The following is a 22,401-nucleotide window of genomic DNA, read 5'->3' on the forward strand; positions in this document are numbered from 1 at the left end:
TTGCTATGGATGACAACTCGAATTAAAGCTATAAAAAAGAAGCCGCATACCGCAGCCTCTCGTTATAAATACCTATTCATTTTCATGCTGGCAGCTATGTTCCTCGCTGTTCTTTCCATATAAATGGCTGCCTTCTCCAAAGCTTCCGGAAGGGTAACAATGCCTGGGACAATGCTGAATAATGCATCGATTCCGTGTTCATGCACAATATTGCTGTCGTCTGATAAAGAACCTGCAAGACCGATAACCGGTATCCCATGTTTCTTTGCTGCTCTGGCCACACCAATTGGGGTTTTTCCATATATAGTTTGGCTGTCAATTTTTCCTTCTCCAGTAATGACAAGGTCTGCATTCTTAACCTCATTTTCAAAGTCTACGGCATGAAGGACGATTTCGACCCCTTTTTTTAAGTCTGCATTTAATAGGGCAAGCAGACTTCCGCCTATTCCTCCGGCAGCACCTGCCCCCTCAATATGGCGGAACGGTTTGCCGAGGGTATTTTCGACCACATCTGCGAAATGCCCTAAATTCTGATCCAGCAGCTCAACCATCTCAGGTGTCGCTCCTTTTTGAGGGCCAAAGATCGCGGAGGCACCTCTTGGACCGGTCAAAGGGTTATCAACGTCACAGGCCACTTCGAAATGGACATCTCGAAGCCTTGAATCAAGACCTGACATATCTATTGCTGCCAGCTGTGCAAGCGGCCCTCCGCCTGGTCCAATTTCACTGCCAGTTTTGTCAAGAAGTTTACCGCCTAAGGCTTGAATCATTCCAGCTCCTGCATCATTTGTAGCACTTCCGCCAATTCCAATAATAATGTGCTGGACGCCTAAGTCCATTGCGGCTGCGATTAACTCTCCTGTTCCCCTGGTTGATGTAATGAAGGGGTTCCGTTTTTCTGAAGGAACCAAATGCAAGCCTGATGCAGCTGCCATTTCAATGACTGCAGTCTTTCCATTCCCCATTAATCCAAAGAATGCCTGAACAGGCTCCCCGAGCGGTCCTGTAACAGTCCGCTCTATGATCGAACCTTCCGTTGCATCCACCAGTGATTGGACCGTTCCCTCTCCGCCGTCAGCCATCGGCATTTTTTTGTACTCTGCTTCGGGAAAAATACATTTAAAACCTTTTTCAATGGCATTCGCAGCCTCAAGTGCCGATAAACTTTCCTTAAATGAATCCGGGGCAATCACGATTTTCAAATTTGATCCTCTCCCTTTCTATTAGCCAAAAAGCTTAAAGACTCCAAAAATAAGTGTAGAGATGACTGCAAGAGTTAATCCGATAAGCGATTCATATGGCATCAGCTTCAAGCGCTCTTTAATATCCATATTGACACTTCCTGCCGTTGCGTGGAAAAAGCTTCCGTGAGGCAAATGATCCAGTACGGTTGCTCCCGCATGGATCATGGCAGCGCCTGCAAGAGCTGATACTCCTAATCCTAAAATTGTACTGCCAAACACACCGCTTGCCACTGCTGTACCTGCAGTAGTAGATGCCGTAGCAGCAGACATAAAAATACCAGAGACAGGGGCCAGCAGATAGGCTGGAAGACCTGAAGAGGTTAATCCATTAATGATCACATCTTTTAAGCTTGAGTTTGCTATGATTCCAGCCAGGGTTCCTGTTCCAAGAAGCATAATGGCAACGCCTGACATCTTGTTTAAACCGGATATAGCATACTCATTGATTTTCCTTGTCTTCTTCATCGCAATCGCCCCGATAATTCCCCCGGCTGGAAGTGCCACCATCGGATCAATATTAATATCAAATAATGGGCGAAGCGCCAATAATATAATGGTAACCAGCGGCGCAATCATGGCTGTAATAAATAGTGGAAGCTTTGTATGGCTGTTTACTTCCACATCATCATTTGAAATAGCAGAACCCTTATTTACAAGTTTCTTTGCAATGAAATAGGTAACAGCAAGTCCGAATATGGCCGGGATGATTCCAGCAGCCATAACTGAAGTAAGCGGAACACCGAATGCGTCTGATGCTGCAATGGCATTTGGATTGGGTGACATGATGTTCCCTGCTTTCCCCCCGCCAATCATCGCCAGCAAAATGGCTGTTTTGGAAAGCTTTGCCCGTTTCGCGATAGCTAAAGCAATGGGTGATACGGTAATGACTGCCACGTCAACAAATACACCGACCGTTGTCAGGATCATTGTTGCCACCGCTAAGGCTAGAAGCGCTCGGGTTTCTCCCAGCTTTTTTACTATTGTTTCGGCAATCGAGGAAGCCGCACCAGATTCAATCAGCACACCTGCCAAAATACCGGCAGCCAGGATTCTGAGCACCGCCGGTATAATGCCTTTTGCTCCTTCCATCATTAAATTAACAGTGCTTGCAATATCTGCTCCTCCGACTAAGCCGCCTATTAAAGCACCTGCAACCATTCCATAAGCAGGCGGAACTTTTTTCAAGATTAATAGTATGGCAATGACTAAGGCTGTTATTGCTCCTAAAGCGCTTACAGTTACATCCACATATAGCCCTCCCCTGATGATTTGCTTATGAATCTATTGTAAGCGTTTGCCTTTTCTATTACATCGTGAATGATGATGAAAAAAAACGAATAGATCTCTCTATTAATTGTGCATTTGCACAATTACTGTAGGTCGTTTACTAATTTTGCCACATAAAGTTCGAAGAGCATCTTCACATTACGCGGGTCTTTTCCAGTAAGTTCTGTTATCTTATCAAGACGGTATCTCAGGGTATTGCGATGGATAAATAAGTGATCCGCTATTTTGCCAAGATCTCCTCCTTCTCTTATAAGAACATCAAGCGTATGTGCCAGTTCCCCTTTTTTATCCTGGACAAGGAGCCGGTCATAGTAGGAAAATGTATGTTCTTCCTTTTGGGCGAGCATGGATAGCTTAATTTCCAGCCAGTATTTTTCATAACTGTAATAATCGGCGTCAGGATGAATCTTTGGGCCAAGGACAGTCAGCTGCTGCGCATGCCGATAGGAGGACTTCAAGCCGCTTATGTTCTCCGATGTGCTGCCACTAGCTACTGCTGCTTTCCTCTTTGAAAGGCCGGCAATCCTCTTTAAAGCAGCGGTTTGTTCTGAGGGCTCCCCTGCTTTTAATATGACAATTTCATTATTGAACGTAACCCCTGTTAAATCCTGTTTTCCCAATTCAAAATGAATGTCATTTATCAGCTTTTGATTCATGGTTCCAAGGTCTTCGTGCAGCTTGAGCACAATGACGGTTCTCGGGATTTTCAGGTCATACCCCAGGAAGCCGGCTCTCTCTTCTAACCAAGCTTCATTTAAGGGTTCTTCAGAAATAAGGAGGTTCACTATCTCACTTTGGAGGCGCTGCTTCCATTGTACTCTCTCCAGCAGAAACGATTGCTCCAAAACCAGTTCTGCTGCCATTTTAACAAGCTCTGCGAAATTCCGGATTTGCTCAGGTTCCCCCGTTATGCCGACTACACCAATAATTTGATTATGAAAACGGATGGGCAGATTGATTCCAGGCTTGGCCCCTTTAAGCTCGGCGGCACTTCTTTCATCAATCTCCACACTTTCCCCTTTTTTCAGGACCAGCAGAGCTCCATCATGAACCTGATTGATCCTTTCCTTTTCACCTGAACCGATAATAACGCCTTCTTCGTTCATAACATTTATGTTTTTGCTCAGGATTTTCATAGTCCGCTCCACTATTCCCTGAGCAAGTTCATGGGATAAAAAATGCACATTCCCCGCCGCCTTCCTGTATTGTTACTATCAATGTACCATAGTGGATTTGCACAATAAACAAAATAAAAAACCGTGTGTGAGGACACGGTTGAGAAGTTGATTATTTTAATGAGGACAGATATGCCCATTTACTTTCCCGCTCTTCCTCAGACAGGCGATAGCGGTCATCCAGCAATTCGGCGAGAAGGTCATTTTTCTCAGCTGGGTGGATAGAAAGTTTTTTAATATGTTCACGGCATTTTGCCAGAAATTCTGAATATCCCGTCCAGCTTTCATCATATTGTTCATCCAGCTGTTTTTTTATCATCCGGGTCAGCTTGGGGCTTGCGCCATTCGAGGTGACAGCGATTTGAAGCGGTCCGCGCCTGACAGCTGCCGGAAAAATGACATTTCCGTCTCCTGCTTCATCAACAACACAGACAAGCTGACATGAATCCAGTGACCTCGCCAGCTGCTGGTTGGTTTCACGGATATTTGTGGCCAGAATCGATAAAAAAGCATCTTTAAAATCCTCAGGCTTCGCTTCCCGCTGAATAAGCTCATACCCTCTTTGATGGGCAAGACGAATGATATCGTCTGTAAAATCAGGAGCAACAAAAGTGATATGGGCCCGTTCTCCATCAAGGGTTTTCGCTTTTCGAGAGGCAATTCTGCCGCCCCCTGCAATAACGATCTTCTTGTTGGTCAAATTAATGAATAACGGCTGCATTCACATACACCTCTCCATTCGCTTTTTCTGCGACTAGATTCTGGATGGCCACATGTCTTCCTAGTGTATCAGTAAGGTTCACAGAGAATCCTGCTTTGACTTTCTTATTGACCTCTCTTACTACCTCACTTAATAAAAGCCCCGAGAATAATAGATAGGGTATGACGATGACCCTCCCGCTGTCCTCATTGCAAATGGAATCAAGTCCATCCTTGAAGGTCGGCGAAGCAGCTGCCAAATAGCAGACTTGCACATTCCTTACACCAAGCCGGCGGCTGATTCCCCTTTTGATTGAGTCAAAGGATTTAAGAATAGAAGGGTCACTGCTTCCTCTTCCCACAATTAAAATCGAATCATCAGAACGGATTAGCTCTCCGTCATCTGCTGCAAGCTCTGCGATTTCGTCAAGAATGCTGTCCTGGACGCCAAATGGATCTGCCATCCTTACAGTTATGGCCGGGTATTTTTTTATTAAAGGGGCAAGCTCTTCAGGGATATCCTGCTTAATGTGACCCGCTGCCAGCAAAAATAGAGGCATTATCATAATTTCTGCTGCTCCTTCTTGGACGCAGTATTCAAATCCAGCCTCAATGTCCGGCTCTGTTAATTCAAGGAAACAAAGCTTTTGTATAGGAGCGTCTACCTTTTTCATGACACTCCCGATAAAAAGATTTGCTTCAGCAGCGCCTTTTTTAGAACGTGTGCCATGGCCGATATATAGGACAGCTTTCATTTGGCGGCTCCTTTCCTTGATGGACTTTCTTATTCTGCTTAATCGTAAACTATCCATGCACCACAGGCAGATGAGGCGCAATTTCCTCTTCGAACCAGTTAATTTTGTGATGCATTTTTACAACTTCCCCAATGACAATCATGCTTGGATTGGTGATATTTGATTCTTTCACTTTGTTCTCAATATTAGCAAGCGTGCCCGTAACTGTCCGCTGTTCAGATAGAGTTCCCCAGTGTACGAGTGCGATTGGTGTTTGAGCGGATTTTCCGTTATGAATGAGATTTTTCACAATATTAGGCAAGTGGGAAACACCCATATACACACAAATCGTGTCTACTGCATGCGCCAGGTGGGCCCACTGGTGTTCGGCTTCTTCGTTTCCGGCCTGATGTCCAGTGACAAAAGCGAAACTTTTGCTTAAGGTACGGTGTGTTACAGGAATCCCCGCATAAGCAGATGCCGCGATTCCTGCAGTGACTCCAGGCACAATTTCAAATGGCACATCATTATTGGCACACTCTTCTGCCTCTTCCCCGCCCCTGCCGAATACAAATGGATCCCCGCCTTTTAGACGGCAAACCATCAAACCTTTTTTTGCATATTTCACAAGAAGATGATTGATGGTTTCCTGCTTCATGACGTGGTGATTGGGAAGCTTGCCGCAATACACAAGCTGTGCTTCCTTTTTTGCATAATTTAACAGTTCCCGATTCACGAGACGATCATATAGAACGACATCCGCCTCCTCCAGGCAGCGCATTCCCTTTAGAGTCATAAGTTCAGGATCTCCCGGACCGGCACCCACTAAAAAAACTTTTCCCGTCATTCTCATGACCGCCCTTTCTGTAATGTCTTTTAATATATGCATTTTAACGCTTTTCCTAAGCTAATAATCTAATTGTTTTCTATAATACCATTTTTCAGGGTGAAATAGTAGGAATTATTTTTTCAGAAAAGGAGTCTCCTAATTAGAAAGAGACTCCCGGTTTTTTATAGGATATTCTTTTCACGCAAATGTGATAATATCTGCCCGACTGCTTCTTCTACTGTGTACTGGTCGGATCGGACCGTAATTTCAGGCTGTTCAGGAGCTTCATAGGGGGAATCGATTCCTGTAAAATCCTTAATTTCCCCGCGCCGGGCTTTGGCATACAATTGCTTTGGATCACGCCGTTCACATTCTTCGAGCGGACAGTCGATGAAGACTTCAATAAATTCTCCTTCTTCAAACAGCGCCCTAACCGTTTCCCTGTCCGACCGGAATGGAGAGATAAAGGCAGTTGTGACAATCTTGCCGCTGTCCACAAACAGCTTCGCTACTTCCCCAATGCGCCTGATATTTTCATTTCTGTCGGCTTCTGAAAAGCCAAGATCCTTATTTAAGCCGTGTCTGACATTGTCGCCGTCCAGTACATATTCATTGATGCCCTGGCGAAACAGTTCGTGGGATACTGCATTAGCAATCGTTGATTTGCCTGAGCCTGAAAGGCCGGTGAACCAAAGGACCACACTTCCGTGGCCGTTCTGTGCCCGTCTGTCTTCCTTCGTAATCGCAGCGTCATGCCAGGTGATGTTTGTTGCCTTAGTCATTATAACCGCCCCTTATACCGTTTCTTTTTCTCTCATGCCTTCAATTAATACTTCGACTACCTCTTTTCGGCTGAAGGTGGAAGGCGGAAGCTCCCCGTTCCGAAGCATTTCCCTTACCTTTGTGCCGGAAAGAATGACGCGGTCTTCTTTGCTGTGAGGGCAGGTTTTATCAGATGCCATGCCTTCGCACTTATTGCAGTAGAAGCTATGCTCAAAGAACAGCGGTTTGATGCCAAGCTCTTCTTCTGTGAAATGGCTGAAAATATGCTGCGCATCGTATGTGCCATAATAATTGCCGACACCGGCATGGTCTCTTCCGACGATGAAGTGTGTGCAGCCGAAGTTTTTCCTTGCAATAGCATGGAAGATTGCTTCACGCGGCCCTGCATATCTCATGGCTGCGGGATAGACAGCCAGCTGGGTGCGCTCTTTTGGATAGTAATTTTCCAGAAGAACCCGGTAGCTCTTAAGACGGACATCAGCAGGGATATCATCTGATTTTGTTTCACCCACAAGCGGGTTCAAAAACAGTCCATCCACCGTTTCCAAAGCGGCTTTTTGGATGTATTCGTGTGCCCGGTGTACAGGATTCCTTGTCTGGAAGCCAACCACTGTTTTCCAGCCTTTTTCTTCAAACAGTGCCCTTGTTTCTTTAGGCTCAAACCATACATCCTCTGCTACGCCTTTACCAGGTTTTTTAATCAGCGTAACCTCGCCGGCAACATAAACCGGACCGCGTTCAAAAAGCCTTTTCACTCCTGGGTGTGCCAGCTCTTCCGTCTTATAGACTTCACTTGCTTCCTTGCTTAAGTCAGGCTCATACCATTCTGATACAGTGATGACTCCATACACTTCACCTTCGTTAACCAGCTTAAACTTTTCACCGGCTGCAAGCTCTTTAGCTTTTTCCGCTGATACCGGCAGTGTGACCGGAATGGACCAAATGGTTCCGTCTGCTAATCTCATTTTTTCAACAACAGATTCATAGTCTGCTTTTCCAAGGAAACCTGTAAGAGGACTGAATAAGCCAACACCTATTAGTTCCAGATCACTCAGGGCGATGGCATCTATTAAAATTTCTTTTTCAATTCCTGTCAGGTCATAATTTGGATTATAGCTTTGAATTAATTTTCCTCCATGAGGTTTCGGCAGAGCCATTTTTAATCAACCTTTCTTTTTCAGATTTACTTTTTTCCAGTTATCGGCCTTGCAGCAGCCGGTGCCTGGTTCATTAAGAATTTCACTCCAAATACGGAGATTAGCACACCGGCCATGGCAATCACCGGATATACATTTTGTTCAATGAGCAGCTGGATAAGCGTATAGGATAGGACCATCGATAATACTGGTGAAACCACCCAAACGACTAATAGCTGAACGACGATGTCCTTCTTGAAGACTGATCGTCCCTGCTTTACAAATCCGATTCCGATGATGGAGGAAGTAGTGATTTGCGTTAAAGGGACAGGGATTCCAAAAACGGAGGCAATCGTAACAATTCCTGCTCCTGTTCCTGAAATGACACAGCCTTCTTCAAGACGGATTTTTGTAATCTTTTTGCCATTCGTTTCGAGTACTTTTTTCCCCAGTAAAATGGCTCCTAAAGCGACAAACAGGCCGCCCCAGAAGATCCCGCTTCCCGTGCTCATAATACCTGCACCAACAAGCGGGCCGACTGCATTGGCAACATTGTTCATGCCTGCCGAGAATGCTTCAAACACGCCCATAAAAATGACGAGTATGGCTAAAATCGGAGTTGCCTTAGGCTTTTTAATCAGGTTCTGTATAAAATTTCTCTTTAAAAAAGCGGCTGCCGCAATGGCAATTAAAAATGCAGCAAACGGAGTAAGCAGCCAGAACATGACGATCCAGGCAAGCTTTCCGGCAAATACGGATTGGTAGACGATTCCGGCACCAACAACAGAACCGACAGTCACCTCACTGGTGGACAGCGGGATGCCGAAAATATTTGCCAGAAACAGCGATAATGCGGCTGATGCAATCACAATCAGCGCGATGGCAACTGTGAAGGTCTCTTTAGGGACAATACCGCTTCCCATTGTCTTTACCACTTCTCCTCCGCCCAGCCATGCTCCGAAGAAAACGGCCAATCCGCAAAGAACAAGAGCTAACATGCGGTTTTTTAGGACGCCTGAACCATACGCGATCCCCATGGATGCTGCTGCTCCGCTTGCCCCGATATTCATGGCGAAAAATAAACCGAGTGTGACCGCTATAATCGTTAGCATGGTATCATCCTCCCTCTAGCTGGTGTGCAGGCCACATTCCGTTTTTCCAGTCCCGGACCATCGTCCGGCACGGGAATCGCCATTTTCATCGACTGCCTGTGTACAGGGAAAACAGCCGATGCTTGGGTATCCATTGTCATGCAGGGTGTTGTACGGCAGGTCTTTTTCCCTGATATAGGCCCAAACTTCATCCCATGTCCAGTGAATCAGCGGGCAGATTTTGATATTCTTGAATTTTTCGTCCTTATTAAGGAATTGAGTATTTGCTCTTGTCGGTGATTGGTCCCGCCGCAGTCCTGATATCCATGCCTGTCTGGGTGTCAGAGCTTCTCTTAATGGGATAACCTTGCGGATCTCGCAGCATGAATTGGGTTCCCTTTTCCAAAGGGCCGAACCGTATTCTGCTGCTTGCTGGTCCAGTGTCAGCTTGGGTTCTTTCCGCTCGATCCGCAAATTTGGAAACCGTGCCTCGATTTTATCTATCAATTCATAGGTTTCAAGAAAGTGAAGCCCGGTGTCCAAAAAGACAATATGGGCATCAGGTTTTATTTCCTGGATTAAGTCTATCAGCACAATGGCTTCTGCCCCGAAACTTGATGCATAGACAATCTTGTCTTCGGAATAATTTTCATACGCCCATTCCAATACTTTGCGGGCGCCTTTTAATTTATCATCAATTGGGAATCCATTAGAGATCTGATTCCAATTTTCATATGTCACTGCAGTGCTCATCTTGCAGTACTCCTTTCACTTTCTTGAAAATTTTTTCTCAACCAAAAAAGGCAGTCTTTCCGCCTGAAAAAATCCTTCAGGAGGAAAAACCGCCTCTAGTTTGTCTAGTCAGCGCGCTTATTTGGTTGAAGACGAACCTTTTCGTTCTTCTCAAGTTGTATGACTTTGCCATCCTGGACGACCAATGTGATCGATCCGAATTTAATGCTCCCGAGCATCTGCTTTAAGTGTGCAGATAACTCTTCCCAGTCAGCCTGTTTCAGTGAGGCTCGCCTCCTTTTTTTAGTCTTTGAACGTATAAGTTTTTTAGTTTATTTTTTGTGATGTTGAGATTAATCCTACCATACCCATAGGAATTGTCAACAACTTATTTAAATAAAATTATAAAAATCTGATAAATGGGCTTTTCTTCACTGAAAACTGTTACCTTACTCGTTTTTTTGGTAAAGTACCAGGTCTTTTATATAACTATTCACGTTGAATTACTCTATTGGTCTTTGAGAATATTCATTTTGTAATTGGCGATTTTGCTGGATCTTTTGGTTTTTGTTAGTGCTGTGGTTTTATCCGGGGATTGATGCAGCTTCTTTTTCCTTTTGCTGAAGATGTGGTGTTTATCCGGGGATTGATGCAGCATTTTTAACATTTGATAAAGATTCCTTAGATTGAAGCTGCTTGTTGCTGGATTGTCCAGAGATATGACATCCATCTCTTTGACACGTAGGCTTTTCAGCATAAAAAACACCCCCGGCAATCGCCGGGGATGCATCACTTTTACTCATCAGCTTCTTCGTTTTGTCTTGTTGTCTGTTCAGGCAAAGTATCCCAGAAGCTTGTGTCAGCAGTATTGATTGAACCATCTGCTATCGCTTTTACTGTCGCATCGAGTGTCGTGATTGTCTGCTTGATGAGATAACCGTTGCTCTTTTGTCCAAGGGCATAAGGCTCATAGTTGTGGTCGGACATTCCGCGCATTTCAAAAAGAAGGGTAGAAATGTCGTAACGGACAGCAGCGCCGTTTCGGCCAATGTTTTCACCTGTTCCGCCGACATATTTTCCAATATGGCCCCAGCCTGTATGGTGAAGTGCATTAAACACAACTGAACCAAGCTTTTTGGACTTTTCAAGAACCTCTGGCTTTACATTGCCGTTCGTTGGATAAAGAATGGATCCCGATACGAGCTTTCCTTCTGTTTCACTTAAGGTACCCTGATGATGAAGATCAATCATGTAATCGATTTTGTATTGTTGGAACACGTTTTCATGGAGAGCACGTGCCTCCGGCTCCATTTCGCTTGTATTTTTATCATGTTCCCGATTCAAATCCACACGATTGGCATTATAGCGGGTTAAATGGCGATCGCCATCAGCAAGATAATCGTCAAGTGAGAAGTTCACATCTCCCATTGCTCCATCCGCGTTCAGCATAGGTATCACAAGAATATTGACATCTTTAAGGACCCCGCTTGTCTTGCCGGTGCCCAGGTGCTTAATAAACTCCAACGCTCCTTCAGTTGTCAGCTGCTCATTCCCGTGCTGCTGAGTCAGGAAAAGAATCGTCGGATTTTCAGGATTGGATATGTATTTTGCCATGTAAATATCACGGCCCTTTACTGTCTGGCCGATTACTTCAAGCTGCATGGCCTCCTGCTTGGCATCCTGTGTCTTCAAATATTCTGTTAAACTATCATATGTATGCAGAATGGAAGTCTGAATGGATCCATTTCCTGTGCCCGGCCCATTTCCAACGGCACCAGCAGGCATCCCCACTGCTGTAACTGCACCAAAAGCCATTAAACCTGATAGTGATACAGAAAGAACTTTTTTCTTCAACGTCATAAAATTCTTACCCCCAAATTAATAGTTATCTTTCACTATTAATTCTAGTGAACTAATTGAAGAGTGATAATAGAGTATGATGCCTATTCTTTTGACAAATTTCGCAAACCGAAATAAGTATAAAGAAAGGAGTTTACTAACAATTTATTGTGTAAAATTAATCCAAAATTACCAGATGAAAAACCTTGTTACATAAATTCCCTTTTTCGGGTGTAAAAAGAACCAAAAAGGACCGAACATAAAATGTCCGATCCTTCGTTTTATTTCCGATCTGCCGGATAGACTACACCAATTTGCCTTCGGGCTTCTTCAATGATCTCCATTGTTATCATCGAGTTAGCGTGGGAGTTGATATCAGATTCAGTCTTTCCAGCCTGAACCAAACGGATGAATTCTTTGGCTTCGTAATACATGGAATCACTTAATTGGTCCTGAGTGAGGTCCTCCCTCTCCCCGTTCCGATAATGCAATTCAACTTTTTCAGGTGCACTTATTCTATCTATAATGATATTTCCCTCTTCCCCTTGAATTTCTGCAGGCAGACTGGAATCGGTTATTTTACTGTACATGATGACCGCATCCATGCCAGGGTATTTTAGGACCATGCTTCCTTCCCCATCGACTCCGGATTCCAGCATATAGCCTGCTGCTTTTATTTCCTCAGGTTTACCGAATAAAGCCACAAGGGGATAAACACAGTAAATCCCTATATCCATTAGTGAACCATTTGAAAAATCAGGATTAAATGCATTCAGCACGGTTCCCTGCCTGTATGCATCGTAACGGGAAGAATATTGGCAATAGCTTGCAAAATATCTGCGCACCTGTCCGATTTTATGAAGGTTTTCTTTTACAGCCAAAAAATTAGGCATAAAGGAAGACTTAAGGGCTTCCATTAAAAGAACATTGTTTTCCCTGGCCGCAGCTATCATAGATGCAAGTTCCTTTGTATTTGAAGCAATCGGTTTTTCACATAAAACATGAATATTATTTTTCATAAATAGGATGGACTGCTCAGCATGCAGAGAATTCGGACTGGCAATATAGACTGCGTCGATTTCCCCGCTTGCGGCCATCGACTTTAAATCAGTAAAAGTCTTCTCCACACCATATTTGCCTGCAAATTCTTTTGCTTTTTCTTCTGTTCGTGAATAAACAGCTGTCAGCTGAAAATCTTCAGCCTGCAGTGCCGCTTTTAAAAATCTTTCTGTAATCCAATTAGTGCCTACTATACCGAAACGAACCAATTCCATTCCTCCATTTTTCATGTATAAGATATCTTCATATAATGAAGGACAATTTGCTAAAAATCAACCTTTTGCCATTTTGAGAGGCAACTAGTTTTCATCGGTATCCAGCTCCGGTAAACTGAGATGCGGCTTTTACCCGTACCCACGGACGCCCATTTTCCCACTCTACTGTTATTGGTACACGGAATGTTTCTTCGAGGAGCGAATCCGTCAATGTTTCTCTTTTTTTGCCTTGTGAAATGACGTTTCCTCCCTTCAGCAGCATGGCATGGGTTATGGAAGGTACAATTTCCTCAATATGATGGGTAACATAAATGATCGTGGGACCATCAAGCTGAGCAGCCATTTTTTCAATCGACCGAAGCAATTCTTCCTGCGAATAGATATCAAGCCCATTGCATGGTTCATCGAGAATAAGCAGCTTTGGTGAAGCCATTAAGGCTCTTGCAATCATCGCTTTTCGCTTTTCACCCTGTGAGAGCGATGTGAGAGTTTGATCCTGTACATGGCTAATATTGAACTGATGCATTAAGTCCTTTGCTTTATCCAGGTCCCGCTGTGTTATCTCCTGATACAGACCTATCGAGGCAAACCTTCCGCTCAAAACAATTTCAAGGGCAGTTTCTGATGGACGGAATTGAAATTTATCGTCCAGTGACGTGCTGACCCACCCGATGGATTTTCTAAGCTCTGGTATATTCGTCTTGCCATAAAGATTTCCTAATACTGAAACTTGCCCGCCATTAGGCCAAAGATAGCCGGTAATCATCTGCAGAATTGTTGTTTTCCCTGATCCATTCAAGCCTAATAGGGCCCAATGTTCTCCTTTTCTGACATTCCATGAAACGCTGTTCAGTATCTGCTTTCCGTTTCTTTTCCAGCTTATTTCATCAAGAGAAATAACACTGCTGCAATTGTCTTGACTCATTTTTATCCTCCTTCTATCCTTTTCCAACTGGACCATAACCTTAAACTAAATAGAGCTGAAGACAGTAAAGACTTCCATAACACCTGAAGGAAATCCTTTGTCTCAGCTCATGCTTTTAAAAATTATTTCGTTTTTGCATCAATCACCCCGGAAGCAATACCAGCCCGGCGAAACTTCACAGCGTTTTTTTGATAAAATTCCGCCCCTGCAAGGATACGCTCTTGCAGCTCCTCCTTAACCGGCTTTAACGCTCTTGCGGGAACGCCGGCTGCAAGGATGTTTTCCTCAATCACTTTATTTTCACCGACAACTGCTCCAGCAGCTATGACGGCACCTTTCTTAATGATGGCACCGTTAAGGATAATCGCTCCCATGCCGATCAGGGCACCATCTTCAATGGTGCATCCATGAATCACACAATTATGGCCGATAGTGACATTCCTCCCAATGCTGACAGGGTAACCTTCATCCACATGAATCATCGTACCCTCCTGTACATTGGTTCCACTTCCGATACTAATGGAATCATTGTCCCCGCGCAGCACAGAATTGAACCAAATGGATACATCAGCCTCCAGCTTTACTTTTCCGATGATATAGGTGTTAGGCGCCAAATAGACAGTTTCATGAACGTCTGGCTTCAGTCCTTCAAAATCAAAGATCATTTCCGGAACACCTCCTTCTTAAGAAGCTACAGTTTGATCTGTACCGCTTGTATTGTTTTTACGCTTCTTCATCCACTTATTAATGAATGGATACAATATACTGATGATAGATAGTACAATGAAGGTTAAGGCAATCGGCCTTGTGAAGAAGATGGAAATATCATTGTTGGACATCTGCATGGCCCGTCTGAACTGGTCTTCAGCAATGGGACCGAGCACAACGCCAAGCACGATAGGCGCCAGCGGAAATTTGGCGTTTTCCAGATAGTAGCCGATAATTCCAAATACCAGCATCATAGCCACATCAAAAATCGAATTCCTGACTGCGAATGTGCCAACAATACAAAAGAGAACGATGAGTGGTCCAATGATCGTGTATGGCACTTGCAAAATTTTAGAGAATACCGAAATAAACGGCTTGGCAATGACTAAAATCAGCAAGTTGGCAACAAGAAGCCCCATCAGGATGGTATAAATGAGCGAACCCTGAGTTGAAAACATTAAGGGACCCGGCTGGATTCCATGCAGAATAAAGGCACCGAGCAAAATAGCGGTTGTCGCGCTGCCCGGAATTCCCAGGGAAAGCAAAGGAACCATGGCCCCCATTGCTGCAGCATTGTTAGCAGACTCTGGAGCAGCTACCCCTTCCGGAATTCCAGTTCCAAATTCTTTTGATCTTTTTGACCACCTGGCAGCTTCACTGTAGCTGAGCATGGCTGCAGTTGTTGCACCTATGCCGGGAAGGATTCCAATAAACACACCTAATAAGGACGAACGTCCAATGACGCCGGAAATACGTTTCATAACATTCCAGTTTGGAAGTTCAGAGCTCACTTTTTGTTTGGTATTCACCTTGTGGACTTGCTGGACTCTTCTCAGCACTTCTGAAATGGCGAATAATCCAATCAGAACAGGGATGAAGTCAATACCCGACATTAACTGGCCTGATCCAAATGTAAATCTTGGCACACCTGTCATTGTATCAATGCCAATAGTCGCAATAAACAAACCGAAAGAGACACCAATAAATCCTTTAACCAGATTGCCTGCACTTAAGGAAGCTACTACCGTCAGACCCATTAGTGCCAATGCAAAATACTCCGGGGACGAAAATCTTAGAGCAAAAGAGGCGAGAAGAGGCGTCAGAAAGATTAAAACCAGAGTTCCAAACACACCCCCTGTTGCGGAACTGAAGATGGAAATGCCAAGGGCTTTTCCCCCTTCACCCTTTTTTGCCATGGGATAACCGTCGAAAACGGTTGCCACCGCTTCCGGAGTGCCTGGGGTTCTAAACAGAATCGCGCTTATGGACCCTGAAAAAACAGATGTGGCATAAATGGAGGTCAGCAGCAAAAAGGCTGCAGCCGGATCCATTGCATAACTGACAGGAAGAAGAATAATGACCAGCATGGTTCCGCTTATACCAGGGATTCCTCCGCCTATAAACCCAAGCAGGACGCCGACCATAAGAATGAAAAAATGAAAAGGCTGAAAAAGATTGCCAAAACCGCCTATAAGTCCTTCTATCATTCCGTTCACCTCTTTCTTTAGAATTAGCTATTAATAAAACAGCAAGCTAAGTGAATAAAAAATCCCGGTTCCCCGAGGGAAAGGCAAATTCAATAAAATGGGAAACAGCACGATGGATCCGGCAGTTGCCAGAATGCCTGTCAGCAAAGCACGAATATAGCTTTTCATTCCAAACAAAAGCGCCATCACAAAAATTCCCAGAATCGTCGCGGCAATAAAACCAACATAACCAAGAATAAAGGTATAGATTGCAAGAACGGCAAACAGGAGGAAAAACTTTTTCGGATGAACAAGCTGTTCTTCGTTTTCTGTATCTTCTGAATCACTGTCATTTCCCTTTATATTTTGAACATTCTTCACCTTTAGAGCCCTCATCAGCAGGATAACCGATAGAATTAGCATCAGGATCATTAAAGCCGCCGGCCATGTTCCTGCTGAAATGAAATTCCCTGTCCTATTTTCCACCTGGAGTGACATGACCAGAAAGAAAGACGAAAAGACGATCATGATTATCGAAAGATTTCGTTCCAGCTGCATTTCTTATCCCCCCAAAAATTCACTAAGTTAATTGGAGGAGGCAGTGAGCCCCCCAGAGATGTTAATCACATTTCATTTCTTATCCGCTTAAGAATATTTAAAGTCAGGCTTCCGTTTTTCCAAAAATGAGCGCACCCCTTCCCGATAATCCTCAGAAAGAAACGAATCAATGACAAGCTCGGCTGTTTCAGGTGAATCTTCAGCGGATCCGGCAAGCACTTCATGAATGATTTTTTTTGAACCCCTGACTGACAGCTGAGCATTTCTGCAAATTAACTCTGCATATCTGACCGTTTCCTCTTTAATGGCTTCTGCAGGATAGATCCGGTCGATAAGGCCAATCCGATACGCTTCCCCGGCATCCAGAAGCCTTCCCGTGTAAAGAATATCTTTGGCTTTCGCCGGGCCGACAAGATCTACAACATTTTTGGTTCCCGGTGTATTGTATACTAGGCCAAGTTTTGCTGGAGTAATGCCGAACTTGCCCTGTTCATCAGAGAATCTAAAGTCACAGGCAACCGCAATTTCACATCCTCCCCCAACACAAAAACCCTGTATCATGGCAATCGTCGGCTTAGATGCATCCATGATTGATTTTTCTGCAATCATAGTAGCCTTGTTATACTTCTCAGCGCCTTCTGCGGTATACCTTAACGTCTTAAATTCACTGATATCTGCGCCTGCTGAAAAAGCAGCAGATCCAGTCCCTTTAAAAATGATTACTTTGACATTGGCATCATTTTCGCATTCCACAATCAGCTGCGGAATCCTTAACCAGATTTCATAACTGAGGGCATTCCTTTTATCCGGCCGGTTGAAGCATATAAAGGCAATTTCTCCTTCAACCTGAAGGTAAACCGGTTCACTGTATGTCTTATCCCCGCTGAATGCTTTCAGATTCTTAGACATATCACAAACGACCTTTCTGCTATTTTTTATTCAGGATGGGCTTTTCATCCAGGGTCTTCACAGCCCCGGCTTTTGTTAAATTTCTTATGGACTCTTCGTCATAGCCCAGACCATTCAACACTTCAATCGTATCCTGTCCGAAGAGCGGAGAAGGAGTTTTCACCTCACCAGGTGTTTCTGAAAATTTTGAGGGGATGCCAATCATCTTCATTTTCCCGATTAATGGATGCACTACTTCCTGAATCATGCCTCTGGCTTCATAATGCGGATCCTGAACCGCCTCAGCAAAGTTGTTGATTGGTCCAGCAGGCACTCCTGCTATTTCACAGAGATCAATCCAATGCCTTGTATCTTGATGCATTAAAACTTCCTCTATATCTTCTTCCAATTCACTCACATGTTTGTTTCTCAATAAATTGGTTTTATAGCGCGGATCTGTCAGCCATTCAGGCTTTCCGGCAACGTCCACGCAAAACCTTTCCCAAGTCCTTTGATTGGCACACCCAAGCATCATATAACCTGATTTGGTCTTAACTGCCTGGTAAGGAGCAGACACACGGTGCCGCCAGCCGGTTGCCTCCGGTATCGTTCCTTCTGCAAAATATGCTCCTGCCTCCCACGTAAACCATGGAAGCCCGATTTCCGCCAGAGCTATATCCACATGCTGTCCTTCCCCTGTCTTCATCTTATGGATAAAGGCGGCCAATATCGAATAGGCTGCAGTTATGCCAGCCCCAATATCATAAACAGCGATGCCCGATTTCATCGGCCGCATTCCTTTTTCACCGGTCATGCTCATAAGGCCTGTCATCCCCTGGGCTACCAGATCAAACCCGCCTTTATGGGAATATGGGCCGGTCTGCCCATACCCTGAAATGGAACAATACACTAAACCAGGATTAATGTTCTTTAGGCTTTCATAATCTATGCCAAGTGATTTTGTTACACCAGGACGGTAATTTTCGACCACAACATCTGCTTCCTTAGCCAACTTATAGAATATTTCTTTTCCTTCTTTGGCTTTAAGATTCAATGCTATGCTTTTTTTATTTCGGTTAATTTGAAAAAAGCAAGTGGATTCCCCATTTACATATGGCCCCATTTGGCGGGAATCGTCTCCGCCGTTCACTTTCTCTACTTTCATAACTTCCGCACCGAGATCAGCAAGGACCATTGTACAGTACGGGCCAGCCATGATTTGCGATGCATCAAGGACTTTCATTCCTTGTAATGGTCCCATTCAGAACACCCCATTTGAAAATAATGTCTCGGAAGTTTGGCCCGAAGTGACCGGCAGCTGTTCATTTCTATACATTCCTAATTTGTGCATGTTATAATAAAATCGATTTTTTAAGACGGGAGGGCATTTCTATTTTGGCGAGTGGAGATGCTCCCCTTTTTTATTGACGGATCATATTTGTCCCGCGCTCCAGATCATTGCGCAGATGGTTTTCTGCAGATTGATAGACAGCTATGTTGTCCCGGGCTTTAAGAGCATGAAGGATTTGGCGATGTTCCTTTAGAATATCTCTATTATGCTCGTTGTTTTTTAGGATATTGGCCCGGTAAAGCAAAAGAAATGAACGTACTTGCTGCAGCAAGTGTACTGCCCGCTTGTTTGGGCTTGCTTCCAAGAGCCGATCATGAAACTTTGCATTCAATTCAAGTAAATGAAGATGGTTGCCTGCCGTAAAGGCATCTTCTGCTCTTTCAATGATTTTTTCGATAACATCTAACTTCTCATCTGTAATCGTTTTCATAACAAGTCCCATTATTTGAGGCTCAAGCATGATGCGAGTTTCGTATAGATCCTTAAAATCGGCTTCATTCAGTCTCACAATAGTCAGCCCCAGCTGATCCTGAACCAGCAGTCCTTCTATTTGCAGCTGGCGGAGAGCCTCTCGTAAAGGGGTCCGGCTAATATTGTATTTTTCCGCCAGGTGAGAAACATTGATCTTCTCACCTGGTATTAATTCACCAGACAAAATGGAACTTTTTATAATGTCATAGATTTGCTGATAAAGCGGCTGCGTAAATTTCAGGGCTTGCACCATTTTTGACTATCCTCCTTCTTTATCTTTCAGAAGAAATGAATTTCCTGGTGTTGTATACTGTGTGCTGTATTCTGGATACAGCTTCTAGGGCGATCATATCTGCCATTTGGAAAGGCAGTCAATAACCTGAACAAAAGTTCTCATGATTATATAAAACTAGTTTGCCTTCGACAAAATCTTCAGCAGCCTATCGAGCAAATCTATGAAAATCCATCATTTAACTGGCAGAGAGGCAAAAGGCAGATATCCTGCCTTTTTGCTTTGAGATTATTTCATGTCGTTTAATAGAGAGCCGTAGGTGTCTATAAGCTTCTCAAATTCTGCATTATAATCTTCTGAGTTTAGCCAGCCATCCCTAAGGTGCAGGTAATTGGCTTCTTCATACTCTTTATAGTCAGGACGATCTTTCGCTTCCTCAAGGGCTTTTTCAAGCGCTAAAATAATTTCCGGCGGTGTATCTGCGTGGACCATGAAGCCTCTGCCCTGGCCGTCTGTTACATCAATCCCCATTTCAGCTGAAATCGGGACGTCCTCGAAGCCTTCCATTTTCTCTTCAGTAAAGGCAATCAGCATTTTAATATCTCCGCTTTCCAGCTGGGCAATTGATGGGCCAGGCTCCTCTGCAATGACATCGATATGTCCCCCGAGCAGGGCTGCTGTCATCTCTCCGGAACCTTCAAATGAGATATAATTAAACTTTGTTCCAGTGGCTTTTTCAAACTGTTTGACTACCAGTTCATCAAAGCCCGCTGAACCTGTTCCGCCAATCGTGATCTCGCCGGGTTTTTCCTTAGCCTGTGCGATAAGATCATCAATGTCTTTGAACTTGCCATCGCTTTTTACTTGAAGGGTCATGGTATCATTTTGGACCCTTCCGACAGAAGTTAATTTGCTCAAATCATTTTTTTCCACACCTGCTGCAATATTTACGGGATGATTGGATGTTGCAGACCAGATGGTATAGCCGTCAGCAGGCTGCCTGGCCACATGGTCAGCGGAATTGATTCCCGCGGCACCAGGCATATTCACAACATTTATGTTTACACCGAGAATATCTTTAAGTTCTTTTGCAATGGCCCTTGCAAAATTGTCACTTCCGCCGCCCGCACCAAAGCCAACAATAATTTCAATCTGCCGCTCGGGATAATTGCCGCTGCTTTTCTTTTCCTCCGAGCTGGCACCCTGAGGTGAAGAATTACATGCCTGCAAAAAGAATACCAATGCAATGGCAAGAGACAAAAACGAAATCCTCTTTAATTTCATGTTATTTTCCCCCATATTAAGAAAAGTTTTAAATTTCTGTAAATTTAACGCGTAATTAATCCCTATAAAAAACAATAATTTTCTGATATGGATCTATTCCCGGGTCAGGATAGTCACCTCCCTATGCATGAAATGTGTCATTAAAGTACATTGCAATTTTTGTGCCGAAAAGCAAAAAACTTGATTATTTTTTTTTGAAGGCAACCAAAATAGTAAGCGGTTTCAAATTAAATGGGACATTCACACTTTTAATGTATTCCATTTCTGAGTTCCTTCAGATACCCTTATAAGTCATGTTTGTTCTCATTTGAAACAAATTGTCCGCTCATTTGTTTCAAATTGAAACCTTTATTGTTCTTTTGCAGATTCAGCCCTTTCAATTGATTCCATCAGATAGTCGGCAACATGCTTCGTTTCAATCTGACCTTCCATTCCTTCGCGGTGAACACCCAGTTTCATTTGGAGGAAACACCCAGGATTGGCTGTAATCAGAACAGCAGATTCTGTTTCTTTGACTCGGGACATTTTCTTATCCAATATTTCGTTCGCAAGTTTTGGCTGCAATAAATTATAAATTCCGGCAGACCCGCAGCAATATTTCTTTTCAGGAAGATCCACATACTCTGAGTTTGGAATTTCCTTCACCAATTTAGCTGGTGCATCCTTCACTTTCATCACATATTGCAGATGGCAGGAAGGCTGATAGGTTACTCTTTCGCCTCTTCCGACAGTTTCAGGCATTTCGCCTTTTTCATATATGATCTCACTGATATCCCTTATTTTGGCTGAGAATGCTTTTGCCCTCTCCAGCCAATCGGGATCTCCCCGGAATAAGTCCGCATATTCCGCAAGTGCCGCTCCGCAGCCTCCGGCATTTGTAATAATATAATCAATATTAGCTTCTTCAAAAGCCTGTATATTCGCTTTTGCCAATGCAATGGCCTTGTCTTTTTTTCCGCTATGATGGTGCAGTGCTCCGCAGCACATCTGTGCTTTAGGTGTAACGACATCAAAACCAGTCTTTGACAGCAGTTTTATAGAATTATCATTCGTTTCTCTGAACATGACATCCATAATGCAGCCGTGGAAAAAGGCTACCCGGCCACTTGCCGGCATTTCTTCATTAGCCCTAGGAGTAAACTCGGGATGGTGCTTCCTTCCTGAAGGCGGCAAAATGGAAGGCGTAATCCTTTCCATCTGCCTCATCTGCTCAGGGAAGAATTTCAAAATGCCCAGTCCTCTAGTTACAGACTGAAGTCCGCTTTTTTGATAAAACCACAGAAGATTGCCAACAGTATTAAGCCTTTTTTGGTTGGCAAGAACATGATCAAAGAAGTAATCTTTAAAAGTCCGTGCGGGATATGCAGGTTTTTTTATATCCGTTTGAACAGGAGTTTCAGCCGCTGCTGCTATTCGCTCCTTTGCGAGCATGACGATATCAGGGACCTGAACATCGATTGGGCAAGCATCCACACAGGCTGAGCATAACAGACATCGATCAAGCTGATCTTTGATTTCCTGATTTACGGGAATATTGCCCTCAATCAGACTTCTTGCCATCAATACTCTTCCCCTGGGACCATCTGCTTCCCTGCCGGTGATATTCAATGTAGGGCAAACATTGCGGCAGGCACCGCAGCGCACACAGGTTTGCATGGATTCTTCCGCCGTCAGCAATTTCAATTTCCATTCACC

At 44.0% G+C, this 22,401-nt stretch carries 23 protein-coding genes; all 23 read right to left on the reverse strand.

Annotated elements, in window-relative coordinates:
* Nucleotides 1-62: 62 nt before the first annotated feature.
* Complete coding sequence (locus tag ACXAD1_RS11460) at nucleotides 63-1,202, reverse strand: glycerate kinase (protein WP_474910063.1); 1,140 nt, start codon at nucleotides 1,200-1,202, stop codon at nucleotides 63-65.
* A 21-nt stretch (nucleotides 1,203-1,223) separates the two neighbouring features.
* Nucleotides 1,224-2,492 (reverse strand): GntP family permease, encoded by a 1,269-nt coding sequence (locus ACXAD1_RS11465; RefSeq protein WP_370225349.1) that lies wholly within the window; start codon nucleotides 2,490-2,492, stop codon nucleotides 1,224-1,226.
* A 122-nt stretch (nucleotides 2,493-2,614) separates the two neighbouring features.
* On the reverse strand, nucleotides 2,615-3,715 hold the full coding sequence (locus ACXAD1_RS11470; RefSeq protein ID WP_370225347.1) for a sugar diacid recognition domain-containing protein: 1,101 nt from the start codon (nucleotides 3,713-3,715) through the stop codon (nucleotides 2,615-2,617).
* Nucleotides 3,716-3,818: 103 nt separating this feature from the next.
* Nucleotides 3,819-4,427: an NAD(P)-dependent oxidoreductase gene (locus tag ACXAD1_RS11475; protein ID WP_474910064.1), complete on the reverse strand. Its 609-nt coding sequence runs from the start codon at nucleotides 4,425-4,427 to the stop codon at nucleotides 3,819-3,821.
* Nucleotides 4,408-5,217 (reverse strand): sirohydrochlorin chelatase, encoded by an 810-nt coding sequence (locus tag ACXAD1_RS11480; protein WP_474910065.1) that lies wholly within the window; start codon nucleotides 5,215-5,217, stop codon nucleotides 4,408-4,410. The genes ACXAD1_RS11475 and ACXAD1_RS11480 overlap by 20 nt, the downstream gene beginning before the upstream one ends.
* Nucleotides 5,210-5,986, reverse strand: a complete 777-nt coding sequence (cobA, locus tag ACXAD1_RS11485) for a uroporphyrinogen-III C-methyltransferase (RefSeq protein WP_206839558.1) — start codon at nucleotides 5,984-5,986, stop codon at nucleotides 5,210-5,212. Before cobA ends, ACXAD1_RS11480 begins: the two co-directional genes overlap by 8 nt.
* 164 nt (nucleotides 5,987-6,150) lie before the next feature.
* Complete coding sequence (gene cysC / locus ACXAD1_RS11490; RefSeq protein ID WP_206839557.1) at nucleotides 6,151-6,750, reverse strand: adenylyl-sulfate kinase; 600 nt, start codon at nucleotides 6,748-6,750, stop codon at nucleotides 6,151-6,153.
* 12 nt (nucleotides 6,751-6,762) lie between these two features.
* Entirely contained in the window at nucleotides 6,763-7,908 is a 1,146-nt protein-coding gene (gene sat / locus ACXAD1_RS11495; protein WP_206839556.1) for a sulfate adenylyltransferase, read from the reverse strand.
* A gap of 26 nt (nucleotides 7,909-7,934) precedes the next feature.
* Entirely contained in the window at nucleotides 7,935-8,999 is a 1,065-nt protein-coding gene (locus tag ACXAD1_RS11500) for an inorganic phosphate transporter (protein ID WP_474910066.1), read from the reverse strand.
* Nucleotides 9,000-9,014: 15 nt separating this feature from the next.
* Nucleotides 9,015-9,731, reverse strand: coding sequence for a phosphoadenylyl-sulfate reductase (locus tag ACXAD1_RS11505; RefSeq protein ID WP_474910067.1), 717 nt, complete (start codon nucleotides 9,729-9,731; stop codon nucleotides 9,015-9,017).
* A 104-nt stretch (nucleotides 9,732-9,835) separates the two neighbouring features.
* The gene (locus ACXAD1_RS11510; protein WP_113881057.1) at nucleotides 9,836-9,994 is read right to left on the reverse strand and encodes a YezD family protein; all 159 of its coding nucleotides are present in this window, start codon (nucleotides 9,992-9,994) and stop codon (nucleotides 9,836-9,838) included.
* Between the two features lie 224 nt (nucleotides 9,995-10,218).
* Nucleotides 10,219-10,467: a hypothetical protein gene (locus tag ACXAD1_RS11515; RefSeq protein WP_370223154.1), complete on the reverse strand. Its 249-nt coding sequence runs from the start codon at nucleotides 10,465-10,467 to the stop codon at nucleotides 10,219-10,221.
* 38 nt (nucleotides 10,468-10,505) lie between these two features.
* Nucleotides 10,506-11,570, reverse strand: a complete 1,065-nt coding sequence (locus tag ACXAD1_RS11520) for a M14 family zinc carboxypeptidase (protein ID WP_206839552.1) — start codon at nucleotides 11,568-11,570, stop codon at nucleotides 10,506-10,508.
* 260 nt (nucleotides 11,571-11,830) lie between these two features.
* Nucleotides 11,831-12,817, reverse strand: a complete 987-nt coding sequence (locus ACXAD1_RS11525; protein WP_474910068.1) for a Gfo/Idh/MocA family protein — start codon at nucleotides 12,815-12,817, stop codon at nucleotides 11,831-11,833.
* Between the two features lie 97 nt (nucleotides 12,818-12,914).
* The gene (locus tag ACXAD1_RS11530) at nucleotides 12,915-13,748 is read right to left on the reverse strand and encodes an ABC transporter ATP-binding protein (protein ID WP_474910069.1); all 834 of its coding nucleotides are present in this window, start codon (nucleotides 13,746-13,748) and stop codon (nucleotides 12,915-12,917) included.
* A 122-nt stretch (nucleotides 13,749-13,870) separates the two neighbouring features.
* Nucleotides 13,871-14,413: a gamma carbonic anhydrase family protein gene (locus ACXAD1_RS11535; RefSeq protein ID WP_474910070.1), complete on the reverse strand. Its 543-nt coding sequence runs from the start codon at nucleotides 14,411-14,413 to the stop codon at nucleotides 13,871-13,873.
* Between the two features lie 18 nt (nucleotides 14,414-14,431).
* Nucleotides 14,432-15,943 (reverse strand): tripartite tricarboxylate transporter permease, encoded by a 1,512-nt coding sequence (locus ACXAD1_RS11540; RefSeq protein WP_206839545.1) that lies wholly within the window; start codon nucleotides 15,941-15,943, stop codon nucleotides 14,432-14,434.
* 30 nt (nucleotides 15,944-15,973) lie between these two features.
* A complete protein-coding gene (locus ACXAD1_RS11545) occupies nucleotides 15,974-16,480 on the reverse strand; it encodes a tripartite tricarboxylate transporter TctB family protein (RefSeq protein ID WP_206839543.1) in 507 nt (168 codons plus the stop codon).
* Nucleotides 16,481-16,567: 87 nt separating this feature from the next.
* Nucleotides 16,568-17,389, reverse strand: a complete 822-nt coding sequence (locus ACXAD1_RS11550) for an enoyl-CoA hydratase-related protein (RefSeq protein WP_206839542.1) — start codon at nucleotides 17,387-17,389, stop codon at nucleotides 16,568-16,570.
* 19 nt (nucleotides 17,390-17,408) lie between these two features.
* Nucleotides 17,409-18,629, reverse strand: coding sequence for a CaiB/BaiF CoA transferase family protein (locus ACXAD1_RS11555; RefSeq protein WP_474910071.1), 1,221 nt, complete (start codon nucleotides 18,627-18,629; stop codon nucleotides 17,409-17,411).
* Between the two features lie 160 nt (nucleotides 18,630-18,789).
* Complete coding sequence (locus ACXAD1_RS11560; protein ID WP_474910072.1) at nucleotides 18,790-19,443, reverse strand: GntR family transcriptional regulator; 654 nt, start codon at nucleotides 19,441-19,443, stop codon at nucleotides 18,790-18,792.
* A gap of 267 nt (nucleotides 19,444-19,710) precedes the next feature.
* Complete coding sequence (locus ACXAD1_RS11565) at nucleotides 19,711-20,706, reverse strand: tripartite tricarboxylate transporter substrate binding protein (RefSeq protein ID WP_474910073.1); 996 nt, start codon at nucleotides 20,704-20,706, stop codon at nucleotides 19,711-19,713.
* Nucleotides 20,707-21,054: 348 nt separating this feature from the next.
* Nucleotides 21,055-22,389, reverse strand: a complete 1,335-nt coding sequence (locus tag ACXAD1_RS11570) for a (Fe-S)-binding protein (protein WP_474910074.1) — start codon at nucleotides 22,387-22,389, stop codon at nucleotides 21,055-21,057.
* Nucleotides 22,390-22,401: the final 12 nt, after the last annotated feature.

It is taken from the genome of Cytobacillus sp. ABV4_503, from assembly GCF_056158445.1.

What these genes read in the sequence shown, in the direction of transcription:
- ACXAD1_RS11475 (WP_474910064.1), bottom strand. Translation starts at nt 4,427, where the DNA reads ATGCAGCCGTTATTCATTAATTTGACCAACAAGAAGATCGTTATTGCA.
- ACXAD1_RS11540 (WP_206839545.1), bottom strand. Translation starts at nt 15,943, where the DNA reads ATGATAGAAGGACTTATAGGCGGTTTTGGCAATCTTTTTCAGCCTTTT.
- ACXAD1_RS11535 (WP_474910070.1), bottom strand. Translation starts at nt 14,413, where the DNA reads ATGATCTTTGATTTTGAAGGACTGAAGCCAGACGTTCATGAAACTGTC.
- ACXAD1_RS11560 (WP_474910072.1), bottom strand. Translation starts at nt 19,443, where the DNA reads ATGGTGCAAGCCCTGAAATTTACGCAGCCGCTTTATCAGCAAATCTAT.
- ACXAD1_RS11555 (WP_474910071.1), bottom strand. Translation starts at nt 18,629, where the DNA reads ATGGGACCATTACAAGGAATGAAAGTCCTTGATGCATCGCAAATCATG.
- ACXAD1_RS11500 (WP_474910066.1), bottom strand. Translation starts at nt 8,999, where the DNA reads ATGCTAACGATTATAGCGGTCACACTCGGTTTATTTTTCGCCATGAAT.
- ACXAD1_RS11545 (WP_206839543.1), bottom strand. Translation starts at nt 16,480, where the DNA reads ATGCAGCTGGAACGAAATCTTTCGATAATCATGATCGTCTTTTCGTCT.
- cobA (WP_206839558.1), bottom strand. Translation starts at nt 5,986, where the DNA reads ATGACGGGAAAAGTTTTTTTAGTGGGTGCCGGTCCGGGAGATCCTGAA.
- ACXAD1_RS11550 (WP_206839542.1), bottom strand. Translation starts at nt 17,389, where the DNA reads ATGTCTAAGAATCTGAAAGCATTCAGCGGGGATAAGACATACAGTGAA.
- ACXAD1_RS11515 (WP_370223154.1), bottom strand. Translation starts at nt 10,467, where the DNA reads ATGCTGAAAAGCCTACGTGTCAAAGAGATGGATGTCATATCTCTGGAC.
- sat (WP_206839556.1), bottom strand. Translation starts at nt 7,908, where the DNA reads ATGGCTCTGCCGAAACCTCATGGAGGAAAATTAATTCAAAGCTATAAT.
- ACXAD1_RS11530 (WP_474910069.1), bottom strand. Translation starts at nt 13,748, where the DNA reads ATGAGTCAAGACAATTGCAGCAGTGTTATTTCTCTTGATGAAATAAGC.
- ACXAD1_RS11505 (WP_474910067.1), bottom strand. Translation starts at nt 9,731, where the DNA reads ATGAGCACTGCAGTGACATATGAAAATTGGAATCAGATCTCTAATGGA.
- cysC (WP_206839557.1), bottom strand. Translation starts at nt 6,750, where the DNA reads ATGACTAAGGCAACAAACATCACCTGGCATGACGCTGCGATTACGAAG.
- ACXAD1_RS11520 (WP_206839552.1), bottom strand. Translation starts at nt 11,570, where the DNA reads ATGACGTTGAAGAAAAAAGTTCTTTCTGTATCACTATCAGGTTTAATG.
- ACXAD1_RS11565 (WP_474910073.1), bottom strand. Translation starts at nt 20,706, where the DNA reads ATGAAATTAAAGAGGATTTCGTTTTTGTCTCTTGCCATTGCATTGGTA.
- ACXAD1_RS11480 (WP_474910065.1), bottom strand. Translation starts at nt 5,217, where the DNA reads ATGGATAGTTTACGATTAAGCAGAATAAGAAAGTCCATCAAGGAAAGG.